Annotated in this window: 23 protein-coding genes; 9 read left to right on the top strand and 14 right to left on the bottom strand. The window is 70.9% G+C overall.

From position 1 onward, the window contains the following. Positions 1 to 273: 273 nt before the first annotated feature. On the top strand, positions 274 to 474 hold the full coding sequence (locus OHU35_RS32340) for a DUF4236 domain-containing protein (RefSeq protein ID WP_033308449.1): 201 nt from the start codon (positions 274 to 276) through the stop codon (positions 472 to 474). An 84-nt stretch (positions 475 to 558) separates the two neighbouring features. Then, positions 559 to 2,088: a UDP-N-acetylglucosamine 1-carboxyvinyltransferase gene (locus OHU35_RS32335; RefSeq protein WP_189721685.1), complete on the top strand. Its 1,530-nt coding sequence runs from the start codon at positions 559 to 561 to the stop codon at positions 2,086 to 2,088. Positions 2,089 to 2,119: 31 nt separating this feature from the next. Here OHU35_RS32335 and OHU35_RS32330 read toward each other — a convergent pair whose 3' ends face one another. The 6 genes from OHU35_RS32330 to OHU35_RS32305 form a co-directional block, all read right to left on the bottom strand. After that, positions 2,120 to 5,233: an SUMF1/EgtB/PvdO family nonheme iron enzyme gene (locus OHU35_RS32330; RefSeq protein ID WP_405507788.1), complete on the bottom strand. Its 3,114-nt coding sequence runs from the start codon at positions 5,231 to 5,233 to the stop codon at positions 2,120 to 2,122. Next, positions 5,224 to 6,387: a hypothetical protein gene (locus OHU35_RS32325; RefSeq protein ID WP_405507786.1), complete on the bottom strand. Its 1,164-nt coding sequence runs from the start codon at positions 6,385 to 6,387 to the stop codon at positions 5,224 to 5,226. Before OHU35_RS32325 ends, OHU35_RS32330 begins: the two co-directional genes overlap by 10 nt. A 29-nt stretch (positions 6,388 to 6,416) precedes the next feature. Beyond that, positions 6,417 to 7,583, bottom strand: a complete 1,167-nt coding sequence (locus tag OHU35_RS32320; RefSeq protein WP_189721688.1) for a hypothetical protein — start codon at positions 7,581 to 7,583, stop codon at positions 6,417 to 6,419. Positions 7,584 to 7,589: 6 nt separating this feature from the next. Then, positions 7,590 to 8,558, bottom strand: a complete 969-nt coding sequence (locus OHU35_RS32315) for a radical SAM protein (protein ID WP_405507784.1) — start codon at positions 8,556 to 8,558, stop codon at positions 7,590 to 7,592. A gap of 39 nt (positions 8,559 to 8,597) precedes the next feature. Then, a complete protein-coding gene (locus tag OHU35_RS32310) occupies positions 8,598 to 9,011 on the bottom strand; it encodes an NUDIX hydrolase (RefSeq protein ID WP_359888680.1) in 414 nt (137 codons plus the stop codon). Positions 9,012 to 9,334: 323 nt separating this feature from the next. Next, positions 9,335 to 9,967, bottom strand: a complete 633-nt coding sequence (locus OHU35_RS32305) for a hypothetical protein (protein ID WP_405507782.1) — start codon at positions 9,965 to 9,967, stop codon at positions 9,335 to 9,337. A gap of 224 nt (positions 9,968 to 10,191) precedes the next feature. Here OHU35_RS32305 and OHU35_RS32300 point away from each other — a divergent pair, with 224 nt between their 5' ends. From OHU35_RS32300 to OHU35_RS32275, 6 genes are all read left to right on the top strand, one after another. Further along, the gene (locus tag OHU35_RS32300; RefSeq protein ID WP_405507780.1) at positions 10,192 to 11,688 is read left to right on the top strand and encodes a serine/threonine-protein kinase; all 1,497 of its coding nucleotides are present in this window, start codon (positions 10,192 to 10,194) and stop codon (positions 11,686 to 11,688) included. A gap of 157 nt (positions 11,689 to 11,845) precedes the next feature. After that, positions 11,846 to 13,312, top strand: coding sequence for an alanine racemase (locus tag OHU35_RS32295; protein WP_405507778.1), 1,467 nt, complete (start codon positions 11,846 to 11,848; stop codon positions 13,310 to 13,312). Beyond that, positions 13,309 to 14,628, top strand: a complete 1,320-nt coding sequence (locus tag OHU35_RS32290) for a pyridoxal-phosphate dependent enzyme (protein ID WP_359888690.1) — start codon at positions 13,309 to 13,311, stop codon at positions 14,626 to 14,628. The genes OHU35_RS32295 and OHU35_RS32290 overlap by 4 nt, the downstream gene beginning before the upstream one ends. Before the next feature lie 5 nt (positions 14,629 to 14,633). Then, entirely contained in the window at positions 14,634 to 15,830 is a 1,197-nt protein-coding gene (locus OHU35_RS32285) for an aminotransferase class V-fold PLP-dependent enzyme (protein ID WP_189721695.1), read from the top strand. A gap of 90 nt (positions 15,831 to 15,920) precedes the next feature. After that, positions 15,921 to 16,685 carry a class I SAM-dependent methyltransferase gene (locus OHU35_RS32280; protein WP_359888694.1) on the top strand — a complete coding sequence of 255 codons (765 nt, stop codon included), beginning with the start codon at positions 15,921 to 15,923 and terminating at the stop codon, positions 16,683 to 16,685. Positions 16,686 to 16,837: 152 nt separating this feature from the next. Continuing rightward, positions 16,838 to 17,137, top strand: a complete 300-nt coding sequence (locus OHU35_RS32275; RefSeq protein ID WP_189721697.1) for a hypothetical protein — start codon at positions 16,838 to 16,840, stop codon at positions 17,135 to 17,137. Between the two features lie 29 nt (positions 17,138 to 17,166). Here the strand turns inward: OHU35_RS32275 and OHU35_RS32270 are convergent, their stop codons facing one another. From OHU35_RS32270 to OHU35_RS32245, 6 genes are all read right to left on the bottom strand, one after another. Then, positions 17,167 to 17,820, bottom strand: a complete 654-nt coding sequence (locus OHU35_RS32270; protein WP_359888698.1) for an ATP-binding cassette domain-containing protein — start codon at positions 17,818 to 17,820, stop codon at positions 17,167 to 17,169. After that, the gene (locus OHU35_RS32265) at positions 17,813 to 18,739 is read right to left on the bottom strand and encodes an ABC transporter ATP-binding protein (RefSeq protein WP_405509372.1); all 927 of its coding nucleotides are present in this window, start codon (positions 18,737 to 18,739) and stop codon (positions 17,813 to 17,815) included. The genes OHU35_RS32270 and OHU35_RS32265 overlap by 8 nt, the downstream gene beginning before the upstream one ends. 95 nt (positions 18,740 to 18,834) lie before the next feature. After that, a complete protein-coding gene (locus OHU35_RS32260; protein ID WP_405507775.1) occupies positions 18,835 to 19,734 on the bottom strand; it encodes an ABC transporter permease in 900 nt (299 codons plus the stop codon). Continuing rightward, entirely contained in the window at positions 19,724 to 20,692 is a 969-nt protein-coding gene (locus OHU35_RS32255) for an ABC transporter permease (protein WP_405507773.1), read from the bottom strand. Before OHU35_RS32255 ends, OHU35_RS32260 begins: the two co-directional genes overlap by 11 nt. Positions 20,693 to 20,712: 20 nt before the next feature. Beyond that, complete coding sequence (locus OHU35_RS32250) at positions 20,713 to 22,299, bottom strand: ABC transporter substrate-binding protein (protein WP_405507771.1); 1,587 nt, start codon at positions 22,297 to 22,299, stop codon at positions 20,713 to 20,715. 117 nt (positions 22,300 to 22,416) lie between these two features. Beyond that, positions 22,417 to 22,857, bottom strand: a complete 441-nt coding sequence (locus OHU35_RS32245; protein WP_189721702.1) for a DUF6299 family protein — start codon at positions 22,855 to 22,857, stop codon at positions 22,417 to 22,419. Between the two features lie 243 nt (positions 22,858 to 23,100). Between OHU35_RS32245 and OHU35_RS32240 the strand changes: the two genes are divergently transcribed. Beyond that, entirely contained in the window at positions 23,101 to 23,295 is a 195-nt protein-coding gene (locus OHU35_RS32240; RefSeq protein WP_189721703.1) for a DUF5999 family protein, read from the top strand. Between the two features lie 16 nt (positions 23,296 to 23,311). Here OHU35_RS32240 and OHU35_RS32235 read toward each other — a convergent pair whose 3' ends face one another. Both OHU35_RS32235 and OHU35_RS32230 read right to left on the bottom strand, forming a co-directional pair. Continuing rightward, on the bottom strand, positions 23,312 to 23,710 hold the full coding sequence (locus OHU35_RS32235) for a RidA family protein (RefSeq protein ID WP_189721704.1): 399 nt from the start codon (positions 23,708 to 23,710) through the stop codon (positions 23,312 to 23,314). Then, on the bottom strand, positions 23,707 to 24,846 hold the full coding sequence (locus OHU35_RS32230; protein ID WP_405507768.1) for an acyl-CoA dehydrogenase family protein: 1,140 nt from the start codon (positions 24,844 to 24,846) through the stop codon (positions 23,707 to 23,709). Before OHU35_RS32230 ends, OHU35_RS32235 begins: the two co-directional genes overlap by 4 nt. Between the last annotated feature and the right edge of the window lie 54 nt (positions 24,847 to 24,900).

Here is a 24,900-nt window from a genome sequence, read left to right as displayed (position 1 = left end):
AGTCTCCTTCATTGATGTGCGCGTACCACCACGATCCTGCCGCCACGACTACTTGGCCGATCCGCTAAGGTAAGGCTAAGTTAGGTAGCCCTTACCTCCGGACCGGTGGTGCCGCGCGGCTGCGGTGTCACCTCGGCAGATATCTCGATGTCGAGATAACTCTAATACACGAGGGCCGGATGGTCATGCCCCGGCACCCGTCATGCGGTCATGCACCTCCCTTCCCGGGGTATCCGAACCAGGTATCCACGCCACGAACGGAAGGAGACAGGCATGCCGCTCACGTTCCGCAAGAGTTTCCGGATCCTCCCGGGGGTGCGACTGAACATCAACAAGCGCTCCTGGTCCATCACCACCGGCGGCGGGAAGAACGGCCCGCGGTACACCCGCAGCAGTACGGGACGTCGTACGACATCGATGGATTTGCCCGGACCTTTCGGATGGCGGCGCACCACGAAGGCGCGGCGACACTGAGCCCGCCGGGCGGGATTGACGTCCCGTCACCCGAATGGACCCACCTGTCGGGCGCCATCTCATATCTGAGATAACCTCAACCACATGGCAGACGACTACCTCGTACGCATCGGCAAGCTCATCCGTGACGCCCGGCAGCACCGGGGCTGGACGCAGTCGCAGCTGGCCGAGGCGCTCGGTACCAGCCAGAGCGCCGTCAACCGGATCGAGCGCGGCAACCAGAACATCAGCCTTGAGATGATCGCGCGCATCGGGGAGGCCCTCGACAGCGAGATCGTGTCGCTCGGCTACGCCGGCCCGATGCATCTGCGGGTGGTCGGCGGGCGTCGGCTGTCCGGCGCCATCGACGTGAAGACGAGCAAGAACGCGTGCGTGGCGCTGCTGTGCGCCTCACTGCTCAACCGGGGGCGCACCGTGCTGCGCCGCGTCGCCCGCATCGAGGAGGTCTACCGCCTCCTCGAGGTGCTGGGCTCCATCGGCGTCCGCACCCGGTGGATCAACGACGGTGTCGACCTGGAGATCGTGCCGTCGGCCGAGCTGGACCTGGCGGCGATCGACGCGGACGCGGCCCGCCGCACCCGCTCGATCATCATGTTCCTCGGCCCGCTGCTGCACCGCATGGACCACTTCAAGCTGCCGTACGCCGGCGGCTGCGACCTCGGCACGCGCACGGTCGAGCCGCACATGATCGCGCTGCGCCGGTTCGGACTCGACATCGCCGCGACCGAGGGCCAGTACCACGCCATGGTGGACCGCTCGGTCCGCCCCGACCGCCCGATCGTGCTGACCGAGCGCGGCGACACCGTCACCGAGAACGCGCTGCTCGCCGCCGCCCGGCACGACGGCATCACCGTCATCCGCAACGCCTCCTCCAACTACATGGTCCAGGACCTGTGCTTCTTCCTGGAGGCCCTCGGCGTCAAGGTCGACGGCATCGGCACCACCACGCTCACCGTGCACGGCGTGCCCACCATCGACGTCGACGTGGACTACTCCCCCTCCGAGGACCCGGTCGAGGCGATGAGCCTGGTCGCCGCGGCCGTCGTCACCGAGTCGCACCTGACGGTGCGCCGGGTGCCGATCGAGTTCCTGGAGATCGAGCTGGCCGTGCTCGAGGAGATGGGCCTCGACCACGACCGCACGCCCGAGTACTTCGCCGACAACGGCCGCACCCGGCTGGTGGACCTCACCGTCCGGCCCTCCAAGCTGGAGGCGCCGATCGACAAGATCCACCCCATGCCGTTCCCCGGCCTGAACATCGACAACGTCCCGTTCTTCGCGGCCATCGCGGCGGTCGCCCAGGGCCAGACCCTCATCCACGACTGGGTCTACGACAACCGCGCGATCTACCTGACCGACCTGAACCGCCTCGGCGGCCGGCTCCAGCTCCTCGACCCCCACCGCGTCCTGGTCGAGGGCCCGACCCGCTGGCGCGCCGCCGAGATGATGTGCCCACCCGCCCTGCGCCCCGCCGTGGTCGTCCTCCTGGCGATGATGGCGGCCGAGGGCACGTCGGTACTGCGCAACGTGTACGTCATCAACCGCGGTTACGAGGACCTGGCGGAGCGGCTGAACTCGATCGGGGCGCAGATCGAGACGTTCCGGGACATCTGAGGGGCGGGGGCGTCGCGCCATCCGGTCGCCGTCAGGGCAGTCGCCTGACCACCCGGAAGCCGACGTCCCACTCCCGGTCGACCTCACGAATGGTCACGTCTGTCCGGGTCTTGACGGAACACCAGTAGTGGGCGAACGATCCGCCCTTGATCGGGAGGTAGTCCTCCGGGGCCGGCCGTCCGCGCAGCCCACGAAGCCACGGCGTGCGCGGGGTGTCGCGTTCGGGAGCGCAGAGTTCCCAGACGTTTCCCCCGCAGTCGAAGAGGCCGAAGTGGCTCACCCCGGAGGTGAAGACACCCACCGCGGTCGTGGTTCTGATACCGGCTTGCCTGCTGTTGCTGCGGCCGGGTGAGAAGTCGCTGCCCCAGGGATAGCCCTCGACGCCGTCGCCCGATCTGGCGGCCGCCATCCACTGCGCGACGGTGGGCAGGGCCACCTGATCTCCCCTGAGTGCGCCCAGCCAGCGGCAGAACGCCAGCGCCTCGTGGTAACTGACGCCGACGATGGGGTGGTTGGGAAGGTCGAACGGTGGTCCGTACGACTCGGGCGCACACCACCCGAGCCGGTCACGCAAGCCGACCCCACGCCTCGTCCAGTGACGGTCCTTCCCATAGCCGCCGTCACGCAGGAACACCTCGTACTGCGCGTTGGTGACCGGATACCTGCCGATGTGAAAGGCCGGGACGGTGACAGAAAGGGACTCCGACAACGGAACTCGTTGTTCCGGTATGAACGCCCACTCGATGGCGGGCGCGCTGCTCGTCATCAGATGGCCGACACCGACGCCCGGGCGGTCGTCGCCGACCATGCCGAGTGCGCGGCCCAGTGCCGCGAGTTCCGCCGGTGGTCGCACCGTGCTCTCGGCGAGTCGCTCTCTGACCACACCGCGGATGACCTGCCGCACGGACTCACCGGGCAGATTGCCGTTCTCCCTGATGCACTGCGCGGCCGCCTCCGGCTGCGCCCGTCCTAGCCAGGCGACCAAGGGCTCCAAACTGTCGTGGAACCGGGGCACGAACCCCAGCGCGGCCCGCCAGGGCGTCTCCACCCACCATGCCGTCGGGTCGACGTACCTCTCGACGGGCAGCCCGTCCGGGATGCCGGCGGACAGCGACGAGGCCGCGAAGTAGTCACGGATCACGCGGTGCCGGAACGCGACACGCGAGTCGTCCTGATCGACGATTCCGGCCAGCACCGCCGCCTCGAAGAGACGAAGGGCGGAGGCCTCCCCCGTCTCGACCGGCCAGGCGGTCACGGAGGCCAGGTCGTAGCACTCCTGGCGCTCACGGATGAGCTCGACCGCGAAGGGGGCGAGGCCGGAGAAGAGCTGGTCGAGCGCGATGTCGCGGTAGCCCACTTCCGTGTGCAGCCTGCTCCACAGGGCTGTCACCAGGCTATGGAGAATGTCGGGCTTCGAGAGGTCGAGGTACTCGCCTTCCCGCCGAATGGTCACCATGGCGCGCAGGAGGAAGGGGGTTCGGGCCAGTTGCAGAGCGGCGGGCGGGTCACGCAGCAGCCGGAGGCGAAGTGCTGCCACTTCGCCGGGAAGCTTCCGGGGCACGGTGGCGGAAAGGGACCACAGTTGCTCTCGGGAGCCCCCGGCGGCTCGCCACTCGTCCTGGACCCTCTCGTAGTCCTGGCCGGCGAGTTGGCGGAAGACCTCCTCGGCGACGTTCGTGCCGAGTTCGCATTCCAGATGACGCAGGACCTCGGGCGGGTCAAGGGGGAGCAACTCGACCTCCACACAGTTCGGCACCGACCAGTCGAGCCCGCGCGTGGTACGGGTCGACAAGATGACCGACGCGTTCGGATGGCCCCGCATGAAGTCCAGGACGGCGGACTGCTGCGGGGGCGTCATCTCGTCGAACGCGTCGCAGTAGAAGACGCATTGGTGGAGAAGTTCGTCCTGCGCCGCGCCGCTGAGGAACGGCACCGCATGCCGCAGCATGTCCTCGACCTGGACGAACTCACGCGCCACGTCCCCGTGGCCGGTCACCTGCACCGGTATCGCCGACCCGTCGACCTGGTACGCCCGGCACTGCGCCAGGGCCAGGAGGTCCAGCAGCACGCTCTTGCCCATGCCGGGGGCTCCGCTGACGATCATCCGGCGCACGGCCGTGCGCCGCACGTAGGCGACGACGTCCGGGACCAGGGTGTGCTCGGCGCTGATGGACGTGGACCGGACCTGCGCCCTGGTCACCACGGACGAGCGCTCCAACGAGTCGAAGGACGGCCCCATGCCGCTGAGCCGGACCTCGCCCACGAGCCTGCTCTCCAGCCTGCGCACCAGCCGCTGCACATACTGCCGCGCGTCGGCCACCGGGCCGGCCGCGACGGGCGTCGTCCACGGGACCAACTGGTCCGAACGGACGCTGCCGTCATAGCCGCGTGACGAGTAGAACACCGGTACCTGAGTGGTCTCGCCGGCCGTTCGCAGACGTTCGAACTCGATCCGGACCTGCTGGGCGACGGCCTCCATGTCGGGCAGTCTCCCCGGTGTGGCCGGCAACTCCGCGAGCAGCACCGAGGACAGGCGTCCTGTCCCGGCGCGGTTCGCCGCCAGGTCGCCCTCCCGGGTGGCGCACAGAGTGAACTGGTCCGTCCTGCCCAGCTCGCCTCGTGGCAGGGACACCGTCGGCAGTCCCCGGCGCAGCTCGCGGTAGGGGACGAAACGCCGGCACGCGTCGACGATCAGGATCTGACGCCGGACCTCGGCGAACGTCGAGGAGCGGAACGCCGTCATGAGGTCGTCCAGGTCGACATTGCGCAGCACTTCTTCGTGGGCGTCGCTGGTGAACAGGCGCAGCCGGCCCTCGGGGTCGGTGATGCCGTGACCGCCCCAGAAGAAGAAGAGGACGTCGCAGGGGTGCTCTCGGACCACATCGAGCAGCGCGGCGTGGATGGCGTCACACGCGGGCTCCGAGACGCTCAGGCCCGTCCGCTGTCGCCAGTCGTCGAGGGCGGACGGGGCCGCGCTGTTGGCGAAGAGACTGATGTGGGCGGCGGGCATTCCCATGTCCAGCAGCCAGTCCGTGAACCGGAGCGCGTCGGCCGCGGGGCCCACCAGCTCCCAGTCCTGTCCCGCGGCGTAGGTCTCGATTCCCACCACCAGCGCGCGGGCATGCAGGAACTCGTTCACGGGCATGCGCCGAGCACGGTCTCGCGGCATCGGGTGTTGAACCAGTAGGCCCTGTGGCAGCGTGGGAACGGCATGCCGGTGTCGACGCGGACGTCGCGCACCCGGTCGCCGAAGACCGGCGCCGCGACGTAGGCGAGGAAGTCCCGCTGGTCGTAGATGTTGATCCACTCCGGGAAGCCGGAAGGCAGCGGAGCACCCGCGCGCAGGCCCCACAGCGCGTCGAGCTCCCAGAACAGCGGTGCGGCGGTGCCCACGGTGACGAGGCGGACGTCGGACCGGCCGGCCGTGGCGAAGAGGTCGAGACAGATGATGCCGCCGAGACTGTGAGCGATCACGGTCACCGGTGGCTCCAGTGCGTTGACGCATTCGGCGACGAAGCTCCGAATCGCCTTGCCGTCCCGTTGGTAGAGCAGGATGTCGCCTGCGACGAGGGACGCGGAGTCCGTGAACGCTCCTCGGCGTCGTGAGACGTAGGAGGTGGTTCTGTTCGCGAAGAAGGTGCTGATCCGTTGCTTCGCCCAACCGCCGATCACGCTGCGGTACTCGTCCTCCGTGGCCTGTGACAGCGTTTTGACGAAGGCGTCCCTGAACTCCCGGTCGTGGACGACCCGCAGGGCCGGTGCGTCTTCTTGCTCCGCTCGTCGCATCGCCTCCGCGACCGTCGCCCGGACCACTGCCGGCCACACGTCCGCGGCCGCGACGCCACTGACCTCCAGTTCTCCGAACGCCTCCGACACGGCCAGCGTGCGACAGGCGTCGGCGAACTGTCCCGCGAGTCCGACCCCGCTGAACAGTTCCTCGACCGCGTCGGAAGCGGCGAACCGCAGGTATCTGCTCCGCAGCGCCCCGCCCGCCGGCTCCCGGCCCGGATGAAAGCCTCCCCCTCGGGAAGCCGACGCGTCCGTCGGCGCCAGCAACCGGAGTTCGAAGAGAGCGTCGTCCTGCAGCCGATCCCACACCATGACGTCCAGGTCGTCCGGAGCCTCGGGGGAACCCGCGCTCCGTGCGCCGTCGGCCACGGGTATCGACGCGCCCTTGGCGTACAGGGAGCTGCCGTGCCGGCCACCCCAGAAGCAACCGTGCACCGTGAGGTCCGGGCGCCGAGCACGCAACGACCGGGAAATGGCGTCGAGCGTGGTGTCGAAGGATGTCTTTCGCACGCCTGTGCCGTGCACGAACAGGACAGCGGTCATTGTGGTCCCCCCGTCCTCGTCAGTCGCTGTTCGATGGTCCAGCGGATGACCCGCCGGTGCCATGCGTGCGCGGTCTGCAGGGCCAGCGCCGTCGTGAAGGTCAGGGCTTCACCGGTGCCCACGTACGGAACGGCCTTGACGTAGCGGCCCTGCCGGGCGTTTCCCACGACCGGGAATTCCCAGCCGTCGGGTTGGCGGCTCGTGCGCAGATACTGGAGCGGTCCGAGAACCAGCCTGTGGAACGGGTCCACATCGATCTGCAGCAGAGCCAGAGGTATGGCCGGCGTATAGCCCTGCAACGCGATCGCCTCGCGCGAGTCCGGAAGTGTTCCGGCCGCGATCTCCAGGCTCGCGGCGCAGCGTCCGTTGCCGACGGCCTTCGACAGCGATCGGACACCCGTCCGCACCAGCTCGCCGTCGTCCGTGCTGCCGCATCGACGCACGGCCCACAGGGCCATCGCGCTGCTGGTCGGCTCCGGCTCCCCGGCTTCCGTGTGCCACAGGCCGCTCCGCCTTCGTCTGGTTCGCTTCAGGTATCCGACCGCGGTGTCGACGGCGGACTGGACGGCGGCCTTGTCGATTCCGTGCGTGGCCTCGTCGAGCAGTGCCGCGGTCATGCGCAGCGTGTAGGCGCACACCGCGGTGAGGAAGACGGAGGGAGGGTTCCGGGCGTCCCGGCTGAATCCCCAGGCACCGTTCTCGTCCTGCGCGTCGACCAGCCACCTCACCGCGGAGGCGTACCGTGCCTCATGTCCGCCCCGGTAGCCGGTCGCGATGAGTGCCCAGAGCGATGCGGCCGTCGCCCAGACATTGCGTGAGACCGAGCTCCAGCACTCGGCTTCCGGGTACTTGGCGTCGTCACCGATGCCGACGGCGAGCGCGTAGTGGGTGGACCACAGGTACGTCTGTACGCGCTGCCGCATGGAGGCGCTGAGAAGACCCATGCGGTGCAGGGCCAGAAGAACCGTGGCAGTGGTCTCCGGGAGGGACTCCGACGGGGTACCGATCTGCTTGGGAACGCCGAAGTCGGTGTTGAACGAGCCCAGAAGCGGCTCGACCAAGTCGTAGAGCGGGCCACCCCAGAAGTGCTCCGAGTAGTGAAGATCCCAGTGTCGCGCGCGGTCCCGCACGAAGGCCAGGTCGGCGTCGGTCCAGACACTCATCGGCGTTCACTCGTCATCGACGACCAGCCCCCGGCTCAGACGGGTCTTCTCCAGCACACACGACATCTCCAGCCCTGCAGCGGCCACGGCGGTGTGCAGCTGCGGGTTCACGTGCCGGAGCGCGGGGCAGTGGACGGAACTCCGCGCCGAGCAGAGCGTCCCCTCGGTCCCACTGCCCGGCCGGCCTACGAGTCGGCTTCCCGACCAGGTGTAGGAGTGCGCGTCCGGAACATCGATGAACATGGGGCACTGGAACACCCGTCCATCGGGCAGGAAGAGCAGGTTGTCGTGGCTGCGCACCGCACAGGACCTTCGGTGACCCCGCGCCGGTACGAAGGTGCGCTCCAGGCGGATGTCGATCGCGAGATCGGCCGACAGTTCTTCGATCTCCTTGGTCAACGCCTGCCACTCGGGTATGGACATAACCATCTCGGGCGTGGCGAATCCGCGGTTGGAGACGTAGTGGACGTTGACCCAGGTCAGCCCCAGGCGCTCGCAGAGCCTGAGGGTGTCGACGGCGTCGTGCGCGTTGGTCCTGCTCACCGACGTGATGCCGAACAACTGATAGCCGCGTTCCCGCGCGTGGGCGACATTGGCGACGAGGCGCTCGAAGGCCCTCTTGCCGCGGACCGCGTCGTGGGTCTCGGGGCCCGACCCGTCGATGCTCACGCCGACAACGGGCGGGTTCGCACCGTCGAACCGGTCGACGAAGGCCCGAAAGCCGTGCAGGCCGTTGGTGACGAGCCGGGCGCGGAGTCCTTGCCGCTGGACCAGGTGGACCGCGTCGGCGATCCGGGGGTAGAGGGTCGGTTCTCCGCCGAGAAACGTGATCTCCTCCGTCTGCCAGCACCGCCGGGCTTCCGCGATCAGCCGCGTCAGCGACTCGTAGGAGAAACTCTGCGCGGTCGACAGGTTTTCACCCACAAAGCAGTGCGTGCACCGCAGATTGCACCGATAGGTTACGTAGACATCCACAGATCGCACTCGCACGGAAGCCCCCCACCCCCCGATTCGCTATTTCACTGTGCGGTACATCGGTGTCCCACGGAAGCCCGCCAGGAAGCCCATGGCATCCAGGCCATCGATATCGTCCTTGGTCGCCCAGACGAACTGGTCGTGATCATCGGGATCAAGTTGGACGTCGCCGCCCACGTAGCGGCAGAGGAACACCGTCTGGAATGTCTGCCGCTCCGGCAGAGTGGCCAGATTTGTGTAGGCGTACAGCAGACGCTCGATATCGACCTTGATCTTTGTTTCCTCGAACACCTCGCGGACGAGCGCGTCCTCCAGGGTTTCTCCGGGGTCGACCGTTCCTCCGGGTAGATCCCACTTCAGTGGCATGTAGTCGTCGACGGCGGACCTGCGGGTCACCAGAAAGCGCCCGTCACGCTCGATGAGGGCATGCGCTGCTCCATAGAACAAGGTCAACTCGAATTCACCTTCCGTGCGCGGTCGACTCCGGCACCTGCTGTCCGCGTTGAGGCGGAAGGGGCCGGAGAAACAAAACTGGCGACGGTTATGGCACCGCAGTGGACACCGTCGCTCAGCCCGGCAAGAGTAGCGTCAACTCGACCTGGCGCGAAGCCACTTGACCGAGGCCGTTTTAGGATCATCCATTTCATGATCTAGCCATAACAACGACTGCCCGAATGGCATCGGTTTTCGATGGGTTATCAGACGCGACAAGGGCGAGCCGGTGACCGGCCCGCCCTGTCTGTTCGCGTGCTCACTCCGGGTCCGCCCCGGAACGGTCAGTACAGCTTGTTGACCGCCGTGACGGTGGTCTTCTTGAAGTCGGCCACCTGGGCGTGCTGGAAGTTGCCCATCTGGCCCCACAGGACGACCGTCACGGTCCGGCCGTCGCGGCCGACCGAGAACAGGCCGATGTCGGAGGAACCCCACGCCGAGGCGGTGTGGAGGCCGTAGACGTGGGCGCCCTCCTCGACGTTCAGGCGGCCGTAGGACTTCTGCGTCGCCGTCAGGTCGGGATCCTGCTCCATCAGCTTCTCCGCGCACCCGGCGATGTCCTTGCGCAGGAGCGCCGCGAAGTCCTTCGCTCGCTGTTCCGTGCGCTCCACGACCGTGATCTGCTGGGCGTTGGTGTCGAACTCGGTCCCGTACGAGCGGTGGGTGGCGATGGACGGCAGGGCCTCGCCGACGCACACCGGCAGCGGGTCCGGCTGACCGGCCGTGACGGGACCGGCGTACCAGGGCGAGGTCGGGTGCGGCGGCAGTTCGGCCGGCTCCAGGAACCGGGGTGTGTCCGAGGCCGGTGCGGTGGCGGCAGCGGCCGGTACGGCGACTGCGGCGACACCGGCCACGGCCGCCAGCGCGGCCACGGTGGTACGGATGCCTCGGGCGCGAATCTGCATGGTCTCCCCCATGTTTCCCCCATGGTCTGCCTGTCGAATGCGCGGGCCTCAGCCCTTGCACCCCCTACGACCCGCCACCCCCCGCATACGTTGCCCTGTCCGCCTGCTACGGGTCCGTCCCGAATGTCACCGGCGCGCTACAGGGAATCGATGCCAGGTGCGGGGGGCGTTGCCGATCACCGGGGGGGGCGTGATCCCCCTCACTTCCCGCCCAGGTAGACCCAGGGTCGGCAGTTATGGTGCCCAGGGCGCATCAAGGTGCCCAACACGGACAATGTGGCGGAGGGCACACGGTGCCGGAGCAGGGGCGACTCGTCGCCGGGCGCTATCGGCTCGCCGAGCGGGTCGGCCGGGGCGGCATGGGCACGGTGTGGCGTGCCGACGACGAGGTGCTGGGGCGGCGGGTCGCCCTGAAGCGACTGCACGAGCAGCCGCACCTGTCGGCCTACGAGCTCGGCACGCGCGATGAGCGCATGCGCCGTGAGGCGCGCAGCGCCGCGCGGATCGTCCACCCCAACGTGATCGTCGTCCACGATGTCGTGGAGGACGAGGGCCGGCCCTGCGTCGTCATGGAGTACGTCCCCGGCCACACGCTCGCCGACCTCCTCCGGGAAGGCCGCACGATCCCGCCCCACGAGGCGGCCCGGATCGGCCTGGCCATGGTGTCCGCCCTGCGCGCCGCGCACGAGGCCGGGGTCCTGCACCGTGACGTCAAGCCCGGGAACGTGCTGCTGGGTGCCGGCGACCGGGTCGTGCTCACCGACTTCGGCATCGCGACCACGGCCGGTTCGTCCACCCTGACCAGGACCGGCGAGATGGTCGGATCGATCGGCTACATGGCTCCGGAACGGGTCAGGGGCCTCACCCCCGGCCCGGCCTCGGACCTGTGGGCCCTGGGCGCGACGCTGTACCAGGCGGTGGAGGGACGCCCCCCGTTCCGCCGCGCGACGGCCATGGAGACGGCGTACGCGATCGCCACAGACCCCGCGACCCCACCGACCCAGGCCGGCCCCTTGGGCCCCCTCATCGAGTCCCTCCTGGCCAGGGACCCGGAGGAACGCCCATCCGCGGAGGAGGCCGAACACTCCCTACGGGCAGCACTGGACACCCTTCAGGGGCGCGGGGAACTGCGCGACCAGCCCCACTCAACCCGCACCCGCCGTCGCATCACCACCACCGCCGCGGCCCTGTCCGCCACCCTCGCCGTGGGCGCCACCCTTTACGCCACAATCCCACCCCAGTCGGATAAACCACGCACAACCGCAAGCCGACCTACCGCCACACCCAGCCCCGTCCCCAAGGGCTACCACCTGGTCCAGGAGAAGAAGCTCGGCATCGCCTTCCCCATCCCGAACGACTGGAAGGCCCGCACCCGCACCGCGGAACAGGTCACCTACGCCGACCCCACCGGCCTCGCCGGCATCACCATCGGCACCGTCACTCCGGCAGGACCGAACCCGGCCGACCACTTCGCCGACATCGAGGCGAACACGAAGCTCAACTACGCCACGTACCGCCGACTGCGCATGCAGCGAACGACCTTCCGCGAGCAGCCCGCCGCGATATGGGAGTTCACCTTCCAGGGCCGCGCCCGCCCGTTCCGCGCCATCGACCTCGGCTACGGCCGTGAGGGCGGACGCGAGTACGACATCTACCTCTCGGCGCCCGAGGCGGAGTGGGACACCCACCGCCCCGTCTTCGACCATGTCAGGGACGGCTTCAGGACAGACTGAAGCAGTCCGTGATCCGCTTCACACCGGCGACCGGACAGGACCGGGCCTTTCAGGGCGTAAAGCGACCGAAGAATGGATATGGGCTATACGGCGAAACGCGGGGAGTGTCCGACGTGCCCGGATGCCGGGCGCAGCGGCTTCAGGGGAGGGAGCGCGCATGGACGGCCGGCCCTTGTTTCTCGAACCGCGGCTGGAACCACGGCTGAGGTCGCTCGTGGCGGCGACCGGGACGTTGCACTCGCTCACCGACGCGCTCGGTTCACCGCTGCACGTGGTGGTGCCGGACCAGATCGCCGAGAATCTGGAGCGCTTCCGGTCCGTGTACCGCGCGCGTCATCTGTCGGGCCAGGTGTTCTACGCCCACAAGGCCAACCGGTCCAGCGCGCTGCTGCGCCGCCTCGCCGCCACGGACGCGGGCGTGGACGTCGCGTCGCTGGGCGAGTTACAGCACGCGCTCGGTGCCGGTTTCTCCGCCGGCCGGATCACCGCCACCGGGCCGAAGAACCCCGAGTTCCTGTGGCTGGCGGCCCGTGCGGGGGTCACGGTCAGCGTCGACGGCGTGGCCGAGCTTGACCAGCTCGCCACGCTGGTGCGCAAGCACTCGCCGGCCCCGGTGCCGGTGCTGCTGCGGCTGTCGGGGTTCGAGACGTCGGGGGTGAGAGTACTCAGCCGACGCAGCCGGTTCGGCACGCCCGTACGGGAGTTGGAGGTGCTGCTGGAGGCGGTCGAGCGGCACGGCGACGCGGTCGACCTCACCGGGGCGGCCTTCCATCTGGACACGACCAGCGTCGCGGAGAAGGCGACCGCGCTCGAAGGGTGTCTGGCGGCCCTGGAGACGTGCCGGGGCCGTGGGCTCAGGCCCCGGGCCGTGGACGTCGGCGGCGGGTTCGGGGTCAGCTACCTCGCCGAGCGGGAGCAGTGGGAGGCGTACACGACGGCGCTCACATCCGCCGTCCTGGGCCGCCGCCCGCCCCTGACCTGGGGCGGGCACGGCTACGGGCTGCGGAACGAGTCCGGCACCCTGCGCGGCACGCTCGGCCTCTACCCGGCCCACCGTTCCGTCGCGGGCCCGGCCTACCTGGACGAACTGCTGGCCCAGCCCGCCGCCTCCCTGGGCGGCCGTCCGCTGGCCGGACTGCTGCTGGAGCACCTGTACGACCTGCACACCGAGCCCGGCCGGGCCCTGCTGGACCAGTGCGGGCTGACGCTGGCGAAGGTGCTGGAGGTCCGTGACCAGGGCGCCGGCGGGGAACTGCTCGTACGGCTGGCCGCGAAGGCGGACGACATCGCCCTGGAGGACCACGGAGTGCTGATGGACCCGGTCGTCATCCCCGGAAGCGGGGCGGGGCCGGGCGAGGGGCCCGTCGCCGTCCACCTCTTCGGCAGCCTCTGCCTGGAGACCGACCTGATCACCAGGCGCACGGTGTTCCTGCCCCGCCGTCCGGTCCCCGGCGACCTGCTGGCGTTCGCCAACACCGCCGGGTACGCCATGGACTTCCACGCCACCCGCGCCCAGCACCAGCCCGCCGCCCACAAGGTCGCCGCCTGGCAGGACGGCGACATGTGGCGCTGGTGCCTCGACGACCAGTTCTGGCCGATCACGCCCTCGGGGGGAGCCCAGTGAGGTACGACAGCATCACGGAGGCGATAGGCAACACCCCGCTGGTGCGGCTGGACCCGGCCGTGCACGGACTGCGGAACATCGACCTGTTCGCCAAGCTGGAGATGCTCAACCCCTGGGGCTCGGTCAAGGACCGGGCGGCCTGGAGCATGGCCCGCCCGCTGCTCTCCGAGGCCGTCGAACACGGCAGCCAGGTCGTGGAGTTGTCCAGCGGCAACACGGCGAAGGCGCTGGCGGTCGTCGCGGGCATGCACGGACTGGGCTTCAAGAGCGTCACCAACCGGATGCGCGTACCGGAGATCAAGGACCTCCTGCTGCTGCTCGGCGCGGAGATCGAGGAGCTGCCGGGGCAGAGCGAGTGTCTCGACCCGACCGCGACGGACGATCCGCTGACCCTCTTCCACCGGACGCTGTCCGCCTCCGGCAGCGCCTATCTGCACACCGACCAGTACTTCAACCCGCGCAATACCGAGGCTCATCTGACCGGGACCGGCCCGGAGATCGTCAAGGACCTGGACGGCCGGGTGCCGGACTGGTTCGTCGCCTGTGTGGGCACGGCCGGTTCCTCCACGGGCGTGGCCCGCGCGCTGCGGGAGGAGGATCCCTCGGTGCGGGTGGTCGGGCTGGTCGCGGCCAAGTCCGACTTCATCCCCGGCATCCGCACGATCGACGAGGTGCAGGAGGTCGGCCTGTTCGACCCGGAGACCTACGACACGATGGAGTCGGTGAGCGCCGACGAGGCCATCGAGGGGATGCTGACCCTGAACCGCCGCTGCGGCATCCTGGGCGGCCCCACCGGAGGGGCGGCCTACTTCGGCGCGGTCCGCCATCTGCGCGCCCTCGACGAGGAGTCGAGCGAGCGCCGGACGGCCGTGTTCATCGTCTGCGACCGGGTCGAGAGCTATCTGAGCTACGTCCGTCAGCGGCGGCCCGACCTGCTGGGCCGTCCCGCCCGGAAGAACTCCCCGGCCGACCTGACCGAGGCCGAGGTGCGCGGGGCGCCGTCGGTCAGCGTGGCCGACGCCCGGCGGTGGATCGACACCGACCGGCCGCTCGTGGTCGACCTGCGCAGTCCGTTCGCGTACGCGGCGCTGCACATCGACGGGTCCGTCAACATCGTCGACGAGCTGTTCGCCGAGCTCCTGCGGGGCGGCCTGCCGTTCAGCCGGAACCGTCCGGTGCTGCTGGCGTGTCCGGTGGGCGAGCAGTCCGCGCGGTACGCGGCGCTGCTGACCCGGATGGGGCATGCCGACGTGCGCAGCCTGACCGGCGGCATCATCGCCTGGCGGGACGCGGGCGCGCCCCTGGTGCGGGACTGACGGCCATGACCGCACCGATCCCCCGCGAGGATCCGCACGCGTGGCAGCGGGCGCTGCGCGCCCAGTTCCCCATCGTCACCGGACATCCGGAGCTGGCGTACCTGGACAGCGCGGCCACGGCTCAGAAGCCGCAGGCCGTCCTGGACGCCGTGCAGACGTACCTCACCACCAGCAACGCCAACTCCGCGCGCGGCACCTACACCTGGGCCAACCGGACCACGGAGCTGGTCGAGCGGACCCGCGAGCGCGTCGCCCGGTTCCTCGGGGACGGCCGGCCGGAGCGGTCGGCCGTCCACTTCACGAGCGGCACGACCGAGGGGCTGCGGACGATCGCCCGCGACTGGCTGCCGGGGTTCCTGCGCGACGGCGACGAGATCGTCGTACCCGACGCCGACCACCAGGCCAACATCACGCCCTGGCTGGAGGCGCAGCGGCTGCTCGCCCGGGAGGGCGTGCGCGTCCGGGTGCTGCCGATGCCGTACCAGAGCGGTTCCGGGGACTACGACCACACCGCGCTGGCCGAACGGGCCGGGCCGCGCACCCGGTTCGTCGCCACGACCCATGTGCACCACGTGTACGGCGGCGACATGAATGTGCACCGCGTCCGCGAGGCGGTCGGCCCGGACGCGGTCATCTGTCTGGACGCGGCCCAGAGCGTCGGGCATCTGCCGGTGTCCGTGGCCGAGTCGGATGTCGACTTCGTGGTCTTCTCCGGGCACAAGGCGCTGGCCCTGCCGGGGTCGGGCGCGGTGTGGGCCCGGCAGGCGCGCGGCCCGGAGTTCACGCCCGGCGGGTGGAGCGGCACACCGAACACCGTGGGCATCGCCTCGCTCGAAGCGGCCCTGGACTGGCTGGACGCCGCCGGAGTGGAACGCATCGAGCGGTGGACCGTCGCCCTGGCGGCCCGGCTCACCGACGGGCTGCGCCGTCTGGACGCCTACGAGATCCTCGGCTGCCCGCTCAGCCTGGCGGCCGACTCGCCCGTGCAGCGGCGTCAGAGCATCGTGACCCTGCGGCACCGCGCCATCGACTCGGGCGACCTGGGCTTCATCCTCTTCAGCCACGGATTCATGGTCCGCTCCGACCACCACTGCCAGGGCGACGGGGGCGAGAAGACCGGTTCGGTGCGGGTGAGTCTGCATGTGTACAACACCGTTGAGGAGATCGACCGGCTGCTGTCCGTCCTTGCGTCACTCCAGTGACCCCGCCAACTATGCGTAATGGGAACCGTTTCCACCTGTAGGCTCGGGCCGGCAGGAGTCAGGTGCGAGACGGCAAGGTGGCGCGTCCGGATGGGGCTGAGTCTGGCGACGGCGGAGCAATGGGTGGAGCGCTGGGAGCTCCAGCAGCAGCGGTACGCCGTCGACCGCGAGGAGCGGTTCACGGTGATCGCCGATGTCGTCGAGCACGTCACGGCGGGGCGCGCGGGCCGACCGCTCGTCGTCGACCTGGGCTGCGGGCCCGGCTCCCTGGCGGCCCGGCTGGTCCGGCGGCTGCCGGACGCGGAGATCGTGGCCGTGGACCGGGACCCCGTCCTGCTGGAACTGGGCCGGACCCACCACCCGGACGCGGCCCGCTACGTCGACGCCGAGATCGGCGGGCCCGGCTGGACCGGAACGCTGGGCCTGGACCGGCCCCTGGATGCGGCCGTCTCCACGACGGCCCTGCACTACCTCGACCGCGACACCCTGCTGCGCACCTACCGGCAGCTCGCCTCGCTGCTGCGACCCGGGGGCGTCCTCGTCAACGGCGACCATCTCCCCCAGGACGCCACCGGCCCGGCCGGGGTCGTCGCCCATGTCGGGCGATGCCGAGCCGACCGGCAGCGGGCCTTCACCCACGAGGACTGGGGCTCCTGGTGGGCCGCCCTCGCCGATGACCCCGAGCTGGCCGACCTCCTCGCGGAGCGCCGCCGCCGGGAGGAGCCTCTCGACACCGGCCGCCCCGCGGAGCTACCCCTCTCGGCCCATCTGGAGCTGTTGCGGCAGGCGGGGTTCGGCACAGCGGGGCCGGTCTGGCAGTACGGCGACAGTTGCGTGGTCGTCGCGGTGCGCTAGGGCCCGCATGGCCCCTTCGCGCTCCGTCAGATGGCGGACGGCGGCGAGTGCTCGGACAATGTACGCAGAAATCGCCATATAGTCCTGCCGCCGAACCGCAGCCCCGCCGAAGGGCCAGGGGCCGTAGCGCCCACACCTGAGGAGCCACCCCCATGACCACCGCCGAGCACATCACGCACGAGGACCACCCGCACGCCCACGGCGACGACTGCGGGCACGTCGCCTTCGCCCACGGGGACCACACGGACTACGCCCATGACGGCCACATCCACCGGATGCACGAGGGTCACATCGACGAGTGCGCGAACGGCGGCCACACGGTGCACCAGAACCACGACCACCAGCACGGCGACGACTGCGGCCATCTGGCCGTGCGGCACGGCGACCACACCGACTACGTGCACGACGGTCACCGTCACGCCGGCCACGAGGGTCACTGGGACGATCACTGAACCGTGACCGAACGCCGCGGTAGCGCTTCTCAGGACAGGCCGTCCCAGTCGACCGTGCGGTCGCACCAGCGCGCGAGCAGCGTGCGGTCGTGGCCGACGGCCAGCAGGGCGGCGCCGGTCGCGGCCCGGTAGTCCTCGACGGCCGCGACCAGGGCGGCGGCGGTGGAGGCATCGAGCATGGCGGTCATCTCGTCGCACACCAGCAGGCGCGGGCGCAGTACGAGAGCGCGGGCGAGGCAGGCGCGTTGCAGCTGGCCGTCGCTGACCTCGTGCGGCCGTCGGGTCAGCAGGTCCGGGGTGAGGCCGACGACGGGGGCCAACTCGGCCACGCGGCCGGGGATTTCCTTGCTCCGGCCGGTGGCGCGGAGGGGTTCGGCGATCAAATCGGTGAGCGGCAGCCGCGGGTCGGCGGAGAGTCGGGCCTGCTGGAAGACGACCCCGAAGACGGTGCGCAGGGCGCGCGGGGCGCGGTGGCGCCAGTGCCGTACGGGGTCGCCGTCGAGGACGAGGGTTCCGGAGTCGGGCCGGTGCAGCAGGGCCGCGACCCGCGCCAGGGTGGACTTGCCGCAGCCGCTCGGGCCGAGCAGGCCGACGGACTCGCCCGGTGCCACGGTCAGGGAGACGTCCCGGACCACCGGCGCGTTCCGGGTGTATCCGGCGGTGATGGAGCGCAGTTCAAGCACGGACGTCCTCCGGCAGATGCGGGTGGTGGCAGGCGACCGTGCCCGGGGGCGGCGCGGCGGCACAGGTGCCGGTGGCCCGGTCGCAGCGGGCGGCGAAGGCGCAGCCGTCGGGGAGGTCGCCGAGTTCGGGCGGCATGCCGGGGATGGGCGTGAAGGCGCGGCCGGGGAGAGCCTGGAGCAGGCCGCGGCTGTAGGGGTGTCGGGGCCCGGGTGAGCCGAAGAAGTCCTCGGCGGCGGCCAGTTCGACGATCCGGCCCGCGTACATCACGGCGACCCGGTCGGCTATGCGCTCGGCGGCGGCCAGGTCATGGGTGATCATCAGCAGGCCCCGTCCGCTGCCGCCGGCCTCCCCCGCCTCGTCGACGTGCCGCCGCAGTTCGTCGACCGTACGGTCCACCAGGTCGCGGTCGAGCCCGGTGGTCGGTTCGTCGGCAAGCAGCAGGGGCGCGTCGCCGACGAGGGCGAGGGCGGTGGCGGCGCGCTGGGCCAGGCCTCCGGAGAGCTGGTGGGGGTGGCGGTCGAGATGGTCCGCGGGGAACGCGGCCCGTTCGGCGGCGGCCTCGGCGGCGGCGCGCAGGGCGGCGCGTCCCCGGGTCGCGGTCAACGCGGCGACCGTCTCCTCCAGTTGGGAGCGGACGGTGCGCACAGGGGTGAGGTGGGCGGCCGGGCTCTGCGGTACGAGGCCGACGAGCCGGCCGCGCACGGTACGGGCGAGGGTCCGCTCGTCGGCCCCGAGCAGGTCCAGGTCGCCGAGGTGAGCTGCTCCGGCGGTCTGCGCGTTGCCGGGGAGCAGGCCGAGCAGGGCGGAGGCCAGCACGGACTTGCCGCAGCCGCTCTCCCCGATCAGGGCCAGACACTCACCGGCCGCCACGTCGAACCGGGCATCGGTGACAGCGGCGACACGACGCCCGCCGGGCATGAGGAACCGCACGGAGAGACCGCGCACGGACAGCACGGGCCGGTCTCCGGAGGCCACCGCGGCGACGTCGCCCGGCCCGGTTTCGACTCCGGTGCTCACAGCATCAGCTCCGATCGACGGCGGGGATGGATCCGCTCCCGCCAGGCTCCGGCGAGTCCGGCGATCGCGAGGGTGGGGATGATGAGGAACAGGCCCGGGAACAGGGTCGGCCACCACTGTCCGGCGAGCAGGGAACCGCGGGCCGTCTGGATCAGGGTGCCGAGGCTCGCCGTGTGCGTGGGCAGCCCGAGTCCGAGGAAGGACAGCGCCGACTCGTGCCACATGGCGTGCGGCACCATCAGCACGGCGGCGAGGACGGCTTGGGGAAGGACGGCGGGCAGCAGATGCCGTACCGTCACCCGCCACCGGGACGCCCCGCCGGAGACGGCGGCGTCGACGTACGGCCTGGACCGCAGGGACAGCACCTCGGCGCGGACGATCCGCGCGGTGGACAGCCAGTGGGTGAGCGCGACGGAGACGACCACCGGCCAGACACCCGGGCGGAACATCGCGACGATGAAGATGCCGAGCAGCAGATGCGGCACCGACGAGAACGCGTCGACCACCCGCATCAGGGCGCGATCGGCCCAGCCGCCGAGCGCCCCGGCGGTCGCACCGACAGCCGTGCCGACCACCGTCGCCGTCAGCGCCGCCGCCACTCCGACGAGCAGCGAGACGCGCAGGCCGTAGACGCAGCGCAGCAGCAGGTCGCGGCCGACGTCGTCGGTGCCGAAGGGGTGGGCCCAGGACGGCGGTCGGAGCTTGGCGGCCAGGTCGACGGCCTGCTGGTCGAGCTGGACCAGCGGCGGTACGAGCAGCACGGCGAGGACGGTCGCGCCCACCAGCAGGGCGGAGGTGCGCACGCGCAGCGTGCGGGTGGAGCGGCGTTTCGGGCCGTGCGAGCGCCACTCGGTCTCGGCGGGGGCGCCGGCGGGCGCCGGTGCGTCACATGTCACTGAGCTTCACCCTCGGGTCGAACAGTCCGTAGAGCAGGTCGGCGAGCAGGTTCCCGGCGAGGACGGCGGCGGTGGCCAGGGTCGTCAGGGCGGCGAGCAGCGGGAAGTCCACGGCGGTGGCCGCCTCGACGGTGGCGGAGGCGATGCCCGGCCAGCTGAAGACGCTCTCCACCAGCAGGGCCCCGGTGATGAGTTCGGGCACGCGGGAGCCGATCAGGGTGAGCACCGGCAGCACTCCGGAGCGCAGGGCGTGGCCGAGCAGGACGGTGCGTTCGCTCAGGCCGCGTGCGCGGGCGCCGCGTACGGGGTCCTCCGCCAGGGCGTCGCCGACGCCCTGGCGGACGTAGAGCGTGAACCAGGGCAGCTGGGAGACCGCGAGGACCCCGGCCGGCAGGACGAGGCGGCTCGCGACCTGTCCCGCCGTGACCTGTTCGCTGGCGGTGTCCGTGAGGCCGCCCGCCGGGAGGACGTCCCACTGGAGGGCGAACAGCCAGACGGCGAGCAGGGCGATCCAGAAGACCGGGGCCGCCTCCAGGGTGTAGGCGAGGGAGGTGACGGTCCGGTCGAGGAGCGATCCGGGCCGGCGGGCGGCGAGCACGCCGAGGAGCGTGCCCATCAGCACGGCGGCGGCGAAGGCGACCGCGCACAGCAGCGAGGACCACACGAGCCGTTCGCCGATCACCTGGGCGACCGGCTGCCGCAGCACGCTGGAGTGGCCGAGGTCGCCGGTGAGCGCGGAGGTCAGCCACTGCCACCAGCGGGCGGCGAAGGGCTGGTCCGCGCCGAGGTTCTCGCGCAGCCGGTCCAGGGTCTGCTGGTCGGCGCCGAGAGCGGCGGTGCCGGCGTACGCCTTGACGGGGTCGAACGGGGAGGCGGCGGCGATGGCGAACACGCCGAAGGTGACGACGAGCAGGACGGGGACGGCGAACAGCGCCCGGCGTCCCGCCAGTCGTGCCATCGCTCCCCAGGGGAGTCGGTTCACCGCTTCGGCTGCCAGTCCTCGATGTTCCACCAGGGGCCGCTGGCGAAGCCGTGCTCGTGCGGTTCGAGCTGGGTGCTCAGGCCGTCCCAGCGGTCGGCCAGGACGTAGAGGTGGTCGATGTGGGTGAGGAAGGTGTAGCCGGGATCCTGCACCAGGGCGCGCTGGAGCTTGTCGTAGGCGGCCTCGCGCTCCGCCGGGTCCTGGCTGCGGCGGCCGTTGTCGAGGGCACGGTCCACGGCCGGGTTGTCGTAGCGGGCCATGTTGTTGAAGCCGTCGCCGGCGAGCGAGGAGTGCAGCAGGGTGTACAGGCCGAAGTCGGGGTCGCCGGTGCTGCCGAAGCCCGCGAGGACGGCGGTGTCCTTCATGCGCGGCTCGATGACCTCCCAGGTGGCGCTCTCCGCCTTCACCTCGATGCCGGCCTTCTTGGCGTCGGAGGCGTAGGCGAGGGCGTGGTCCTGGCGGACCTTGTCGCCGGAGGGGTAGAGGAGGGTGAAGGAGGCCCGCTGTCCGTCCTTGGCGCGGATGCCGTCCTCGGCGGGCTTCCAGCCGGCCTCGTCCAGGATCCTCCTGGCCTTGCCGAGGTCCTGGGCGCGCTCGACGGCCTTGGTGAAGGCGGGGTCGTCGACGGGCAGCGGCCCGTACGCCGGGCGGCCGGCCCCGTCGAGGATCTTGCCGACCATGGCCTCGCGGTCCACGGCGGCGTCGAGGGCCTGCCGGACGGCGCGGTCGCCGGTGACCTTGTTCGGGGTGGGGAGGGTGACGGCCCGGAAGTCGTAGGACCGGGCGTCGTAGGTGCGCCTGCCGTCGTCGTTCTTGAACGTGGCGGCGAGGTTGGGCGGGAGGACCGCGCCGTCGAGGTCGCCGGAGCGCAGCCGGGTGGCGCGTACGTCGTCGTCGGCGATGACCGCCATGGTGAAGGTCCGCACCTTCGGTTTGCCGCCCCAGTAGCGGGGGTTGGCCTTGAAGGTGAGCTTCTCGCCCTTGCTCCACTTCGAGAGGACGTACGGGCCGGTGCCGACCGGCTCGGTGTTGAAGGAGCCGGTGTTCGGGTCCTGCTCGCCGGCGAGGTGCTCGGGGACGATGGGCAGCACGGTGCGGGCGGCGAAGGCGGCGTAGGGGTACTTCAGTGTGAAGACGACCTTGTCGTCGCCGCTCGCCCGGACCTCCTTGACGGCGTCCAGCTCGCTCTTGAAGGTGTTGTTGGTCTTGGCGTCGAGGACGGTCCGGTACGTGTAGACGACGTCGTCGGCCGTCAGCGGCTCGCCGTCGCTGAACTCCACCCCGTCGCGCAGCGTGTAGGTGTACGTGCGGCCGCCGTCGGCGACCTCGGGGAGCGCTGCCGCCAGCGCGGGCTTCAGCTTCAGGCCGGCGTCGCGGGCGAGCAGCCCGTCGAAGATCTTGGAGTTGCCGTCCTTGCCGTAGCCGAGCAGCGGGCTGAGGGTGTCCGGCTCGGAAGCCACCCCGATGACGAGGGACCCGGACTTGGCGTCGCCCTGGCCGCCGCTGCCGGGGGCCGAGCAGGCGGTGACCGCCGTCGCCAGTGCCGCCGTGACGGCGGCTCCTCGTATCCGACGGGTCGACATATGACCTCACCCCGTTGTTGCTGTAGTCATGTTCTTGCACAGGCCTCGCAATTAAACAGTCAAGGAGGGCCTCCGCGCACCACCGCGGTGCGGGAGGCCCAGGTCACCGGCTCGCGCTCAGCGCAGGGTCAGGCTGATGTCCCGTCCGTGGACCGCGTGGAAGCTGGGCAGCGGCAGGCCGCTGAAGGTGCGCAGTTCCATCAGGGTGGCCTCGACGTGGGCCGCTCCGGGCGCGAGCACGCCCGGCGTGGGCCGCCCCGTGTTCACCCAGCGGTGCTTCACGCCGTCGCACACGGCCCGGGTGCCGCCGATGCCGTAGCGGGTGGTGGAGACGCCCTGGCTCACGGAGGAGCTGACGAAGACCGGGCCGATGGCGCTCCGGCAGCTGTAGGTGCCGGAGAGGGTGACGGTGCCGTCGGCGGTGATCCGGCCCACCGCGTCGACCGTCACGGTTTCGTACGGGGCCGCGGCGGACGCGGTGGCGGGTGCCGCGGTGGCACCGGTGAGCAGGAGCAGCGCGGCACCGGCCGTCGTGCCGAGCAGGGGACGTACACGCATGGGGGGAACCTCCCGAAAGGAGTGGTTTTATGTTCCACTCGTACCCGGCGCCCGGGCCCACGCCCGCGCCCCTCACTCCTTCGGTGGTGAGTCCGCACCGACCGTCGTGGAACCGTCCTGGGAATGTCCGGGGCGTGTCACGCTTCCCGGCGGGCCGTTCCGATGTGTTCGAGTCGGGAGCATGGTCTGTACGTAAGAGTCATACGAATCCTCCGGATGGCCCTACCGACGTGGAGGTGCGCCATGTGTGCCCACCAGACCCAGTGCCCCGCGACCGACTCCGCCGCGGCCCATGTCGTCGCCGCCCACCCCGAGCAGGGCTGGAGCCTGCTGTGCGACGGGGCGATCGTCTTCGACGACACCGGTGAGCTGCTGCCGGACGGACGCGTGGTGGAGCCGCACCGCGGGACGGCGCAGCGGCTGGCCGTCGCGGCCTGACCGGTCCCGAGCGGCGCTAGGGCAGCACCGCGAAGCCGTCGAGCTCGACCATCGCCTCTTCGTCCCACAGCCGGACGACCTCGACGACCGCCATGGCGGGGTAGTCGCGCCCGGCCGCCTCGCGCCACAGCCGGCCCAGTTCGGGGGCGTGGACGCGGTACGCGGCGACGTCCGTGGCGTAGACGGTGACGCGGGCGAGGTCGGACGGCGTGCCGCCGGCCGCGGTGAGAGCGGCCAGCAGGTTCGCCAGCGCCTTCGCGAACTGTTCCGGCAGGGTCCGACCCACCACCTTGCCGTCGGTGTCGAGGGCGGTCTGGCCGGCCAGGAACACCACCCTCGACCCGGAGGCCACGACGGCGTGGGAGAAGCCGGTGGGCGGGGACAGGTCGGGCGGGTTGACGCGCTCGGTGGTCACCGGGCCTCCTGGTGGGCGTACAACGTGGCGTACAACTCCTTGGCGATGATGCCGCGTTGCACCTCGCTGGCTCCCTCGTACACGCGCGGTGCGCGCACCTCGCGGTAGAGGTGTTCGAGCAGGTGCCCGCGTTGCAGCGCCCGGGCTCCGTGCAACTGGACGGCCGTGTCGACGACGTACTGCGCGGTCTCGGTGGCGAGCAGTTTCGCCATGGCGGCGCGCTGGGGCACGTCCGGGGCGTCCTCGTCGTAGGCCGTCGCCGCCGCGTAGACCATCAGGCGGGCCGCCTCCGTGCGCAGGGCCATCTCGGCGACCTGGTGGGAGACGGCCTGGAGGTCCTTCAGCTTGCCGCCGAAGGCGTCCCGCCCGGCGGTGTGGGCGAGGGTCGCGTCGAGGGCGGCCCGGGCCATGCCGACGGCGAAGGCGCCGACGCTGGGACGGAACAGGTTGAGTGTGCCCATCGCGACCCGGAACCCCCGGTCCACCTCGCCGAGCACGTCCTCGGCCGTCACCGGCACGGCGTCGAAGTGGAGCGCGCCGATGGGGTGCGGGGAGAGCATGTCGAGGCCGGTGCCGGTCAGCCCCGGGCGGTCGGCGGGCACCAGGAAGGCCGTGACGCCCCGGGCCCCGGCATCGGGGGCCGTCCGGGCGAAGACGGTGTAGAAGTCGGCCTCGGGGGCGTTGGAGATCCAGCACTTCTCGCCGGTCAGGCGCCAGCGGGCCGGGCCGTCCCGCTCCGCTCGCAGGGCCAGCGCCGCCGCGTCCGATCCCGCACCCGGCTCGCTCAGCGCGAACGCGGCGACCGCCGTGCCGTCGGCCACCCGGGGGAGCCAGCGGGCGCGCTGGGGCCCGGTGCCGTGGGCGTGGACCGGGTGGGCGCCGAGGCCCTGGAGGGCCAGGGCCGTCTCCGCCTCCGTGCAGCTGTAAGCCAGGGACTCGCGCATCAGGCACAGATCGAGCGCGCCGGACGTGAAGAGCCGTTCGAGCAGGCCCAGTCGGCCCAGTTCGGCGACCAGCGCGCGGTTCACATGACCCGGTTCCCCCTTCTCGGCCAGCGGGCTGAGCCGCTCGGCGGCCAGGGTGCGCAGCTCGGCGCACCAGGCGAGTTGTGCCGGTTCGAGCGAGAATGCGGTCATTGCCGGTCCCTTCTCCGCCACCCTGCTTCCCGGCTGGGCCACTCCGAGGCTATC

Source organism: Streptomyces purpurascens, from assembly GCF_045040895.1.
Lineage (GTDB): Bacteria > Actinomycetota > Actinomycetes > Streptomycetales > Streptomycetaceae > Streptomyces > Streptomyces purpurascens.
This window is presented reverse-complemented; position numbering and strand designations above follow the sequence as displayed.

Excerpts from the sequence above, each read along its gene's own strand:
- OHU35_RS32320 (WP_189721688.1), bottom strand. The coding sequence starts at position 7,583 with ATGAGTGTCTGGACCGACGCCGACCTGGCCTTCGTGCGGGACCGCGCG.
- OHU35_RS32335 (WP_189721685.1), top strand. The coding sequence starts at position 559 with ATGGCAGACGACTACCTCGTACGCATCGGCAAGCTCATCCGTGACGCC.
- OHU35_RS32275 (WP_189721697.1), top strand. The coding sequence starts at position 16,838 with ATGACCACCGCCGAGCACATCACGCACGAGGACCACCCGCACGCCCAC.
- OHU35_RS32330 (WP_405507788.1), bottom strand. The coding sequence starts at position 5,233 with ATGCCCGTGAACGAGTTCCTGCATGCCCGCGCGCTGGTGGTGGGAATC.
- OHU35_RS32250 (WP_405507771.1), bottom strand. The coding sequence starts at position 22,299 with ATGTCGACCCGTCGGATACGAGGAGCCGCCGTCACGGCGGCACTGGCG.
- OHU35_RS32285 (WP_189721695.1), top strand. The coding sequence starts at position 14,634 with ATGACCGCACCGATCCCCCGCGAGGATCCGCACGCGTGGCAGCGGGCG.
- OHU35_RS32230 (WP_405507768.1), bottom strand. The coding sequence starts at position 24,846 with ATGACCGCATTCTCGCTCGAACCGGCACAACTCGCCTGGTGCGCCGAG.
- OHU35_RS32340 (WP_033308449.1), top strand. The coding sequence starts at position 274 with ATGCCGCTCACGTTCCGCAAGAGTTTCCGGATCCTCCCGGGGGTGCGA.
- OHU35_RS32240 (WP_189721703.1), top strand. The coding sequence starts at position 23,101 with ATGTGTGCCCACCAGACCCAGTGCCCCGCGACCGACTCCGCCGCGGCC.
- OHU35_RS32295 (WP_405507778.1), top strand. The coding sequence starts at position 11,846 with ATGGACGGCCGGCCCTTGTTTCTCGAACCGCGGCTGGAACCACGGCTG.
- OHU35_RS32300 (WP_405507780.1), top strand. The coding sequence starts at position 10,192 with ATGGTGCCCAGGGCGCATCAAGGTGCCCAACACGGACAATGTGGCGGA.
- OHU35_RS32245 (WP_189721702.1), bottom strand. The coding sequence starts at position 22,857 with ATGCGTGTACGTCCCCTGCTCGGCACGACGGCCGGTGCCGCGCTGCTC.
- OHU35_RS32305 (WP_405507782.1), bottom strand. The coding sequence starts at position 9,967 with ATGGGGGAGACCATGCAGATTCGCGCCCGAGGCATCCGTACCACCGTG.
- OHU35_RS32255 (WP_405507773.1), bottom strand. The coding sequence starts at position 20,692 with ATGGCACGACTGGCGGGACGCCGGGCGCTGTTCGCCGTCCCCGTCCTG.
- OHU35_RS32265 (WP_405509372.1), bottom strand. The coding sequence starts at position 18,739 with ATGCCCGGCGGGCGTCGTGTCGCCGCTGTCACCGATGCCCGGTTCGAC.
- OHU35_RS32280 (WP_359888694.1), top strand. The coding sequence starts at position 15,921 with ATGGGGCTGAGTCTGGCGACGGCGGAGCAATGGGTGGAGCGCTGGGAG.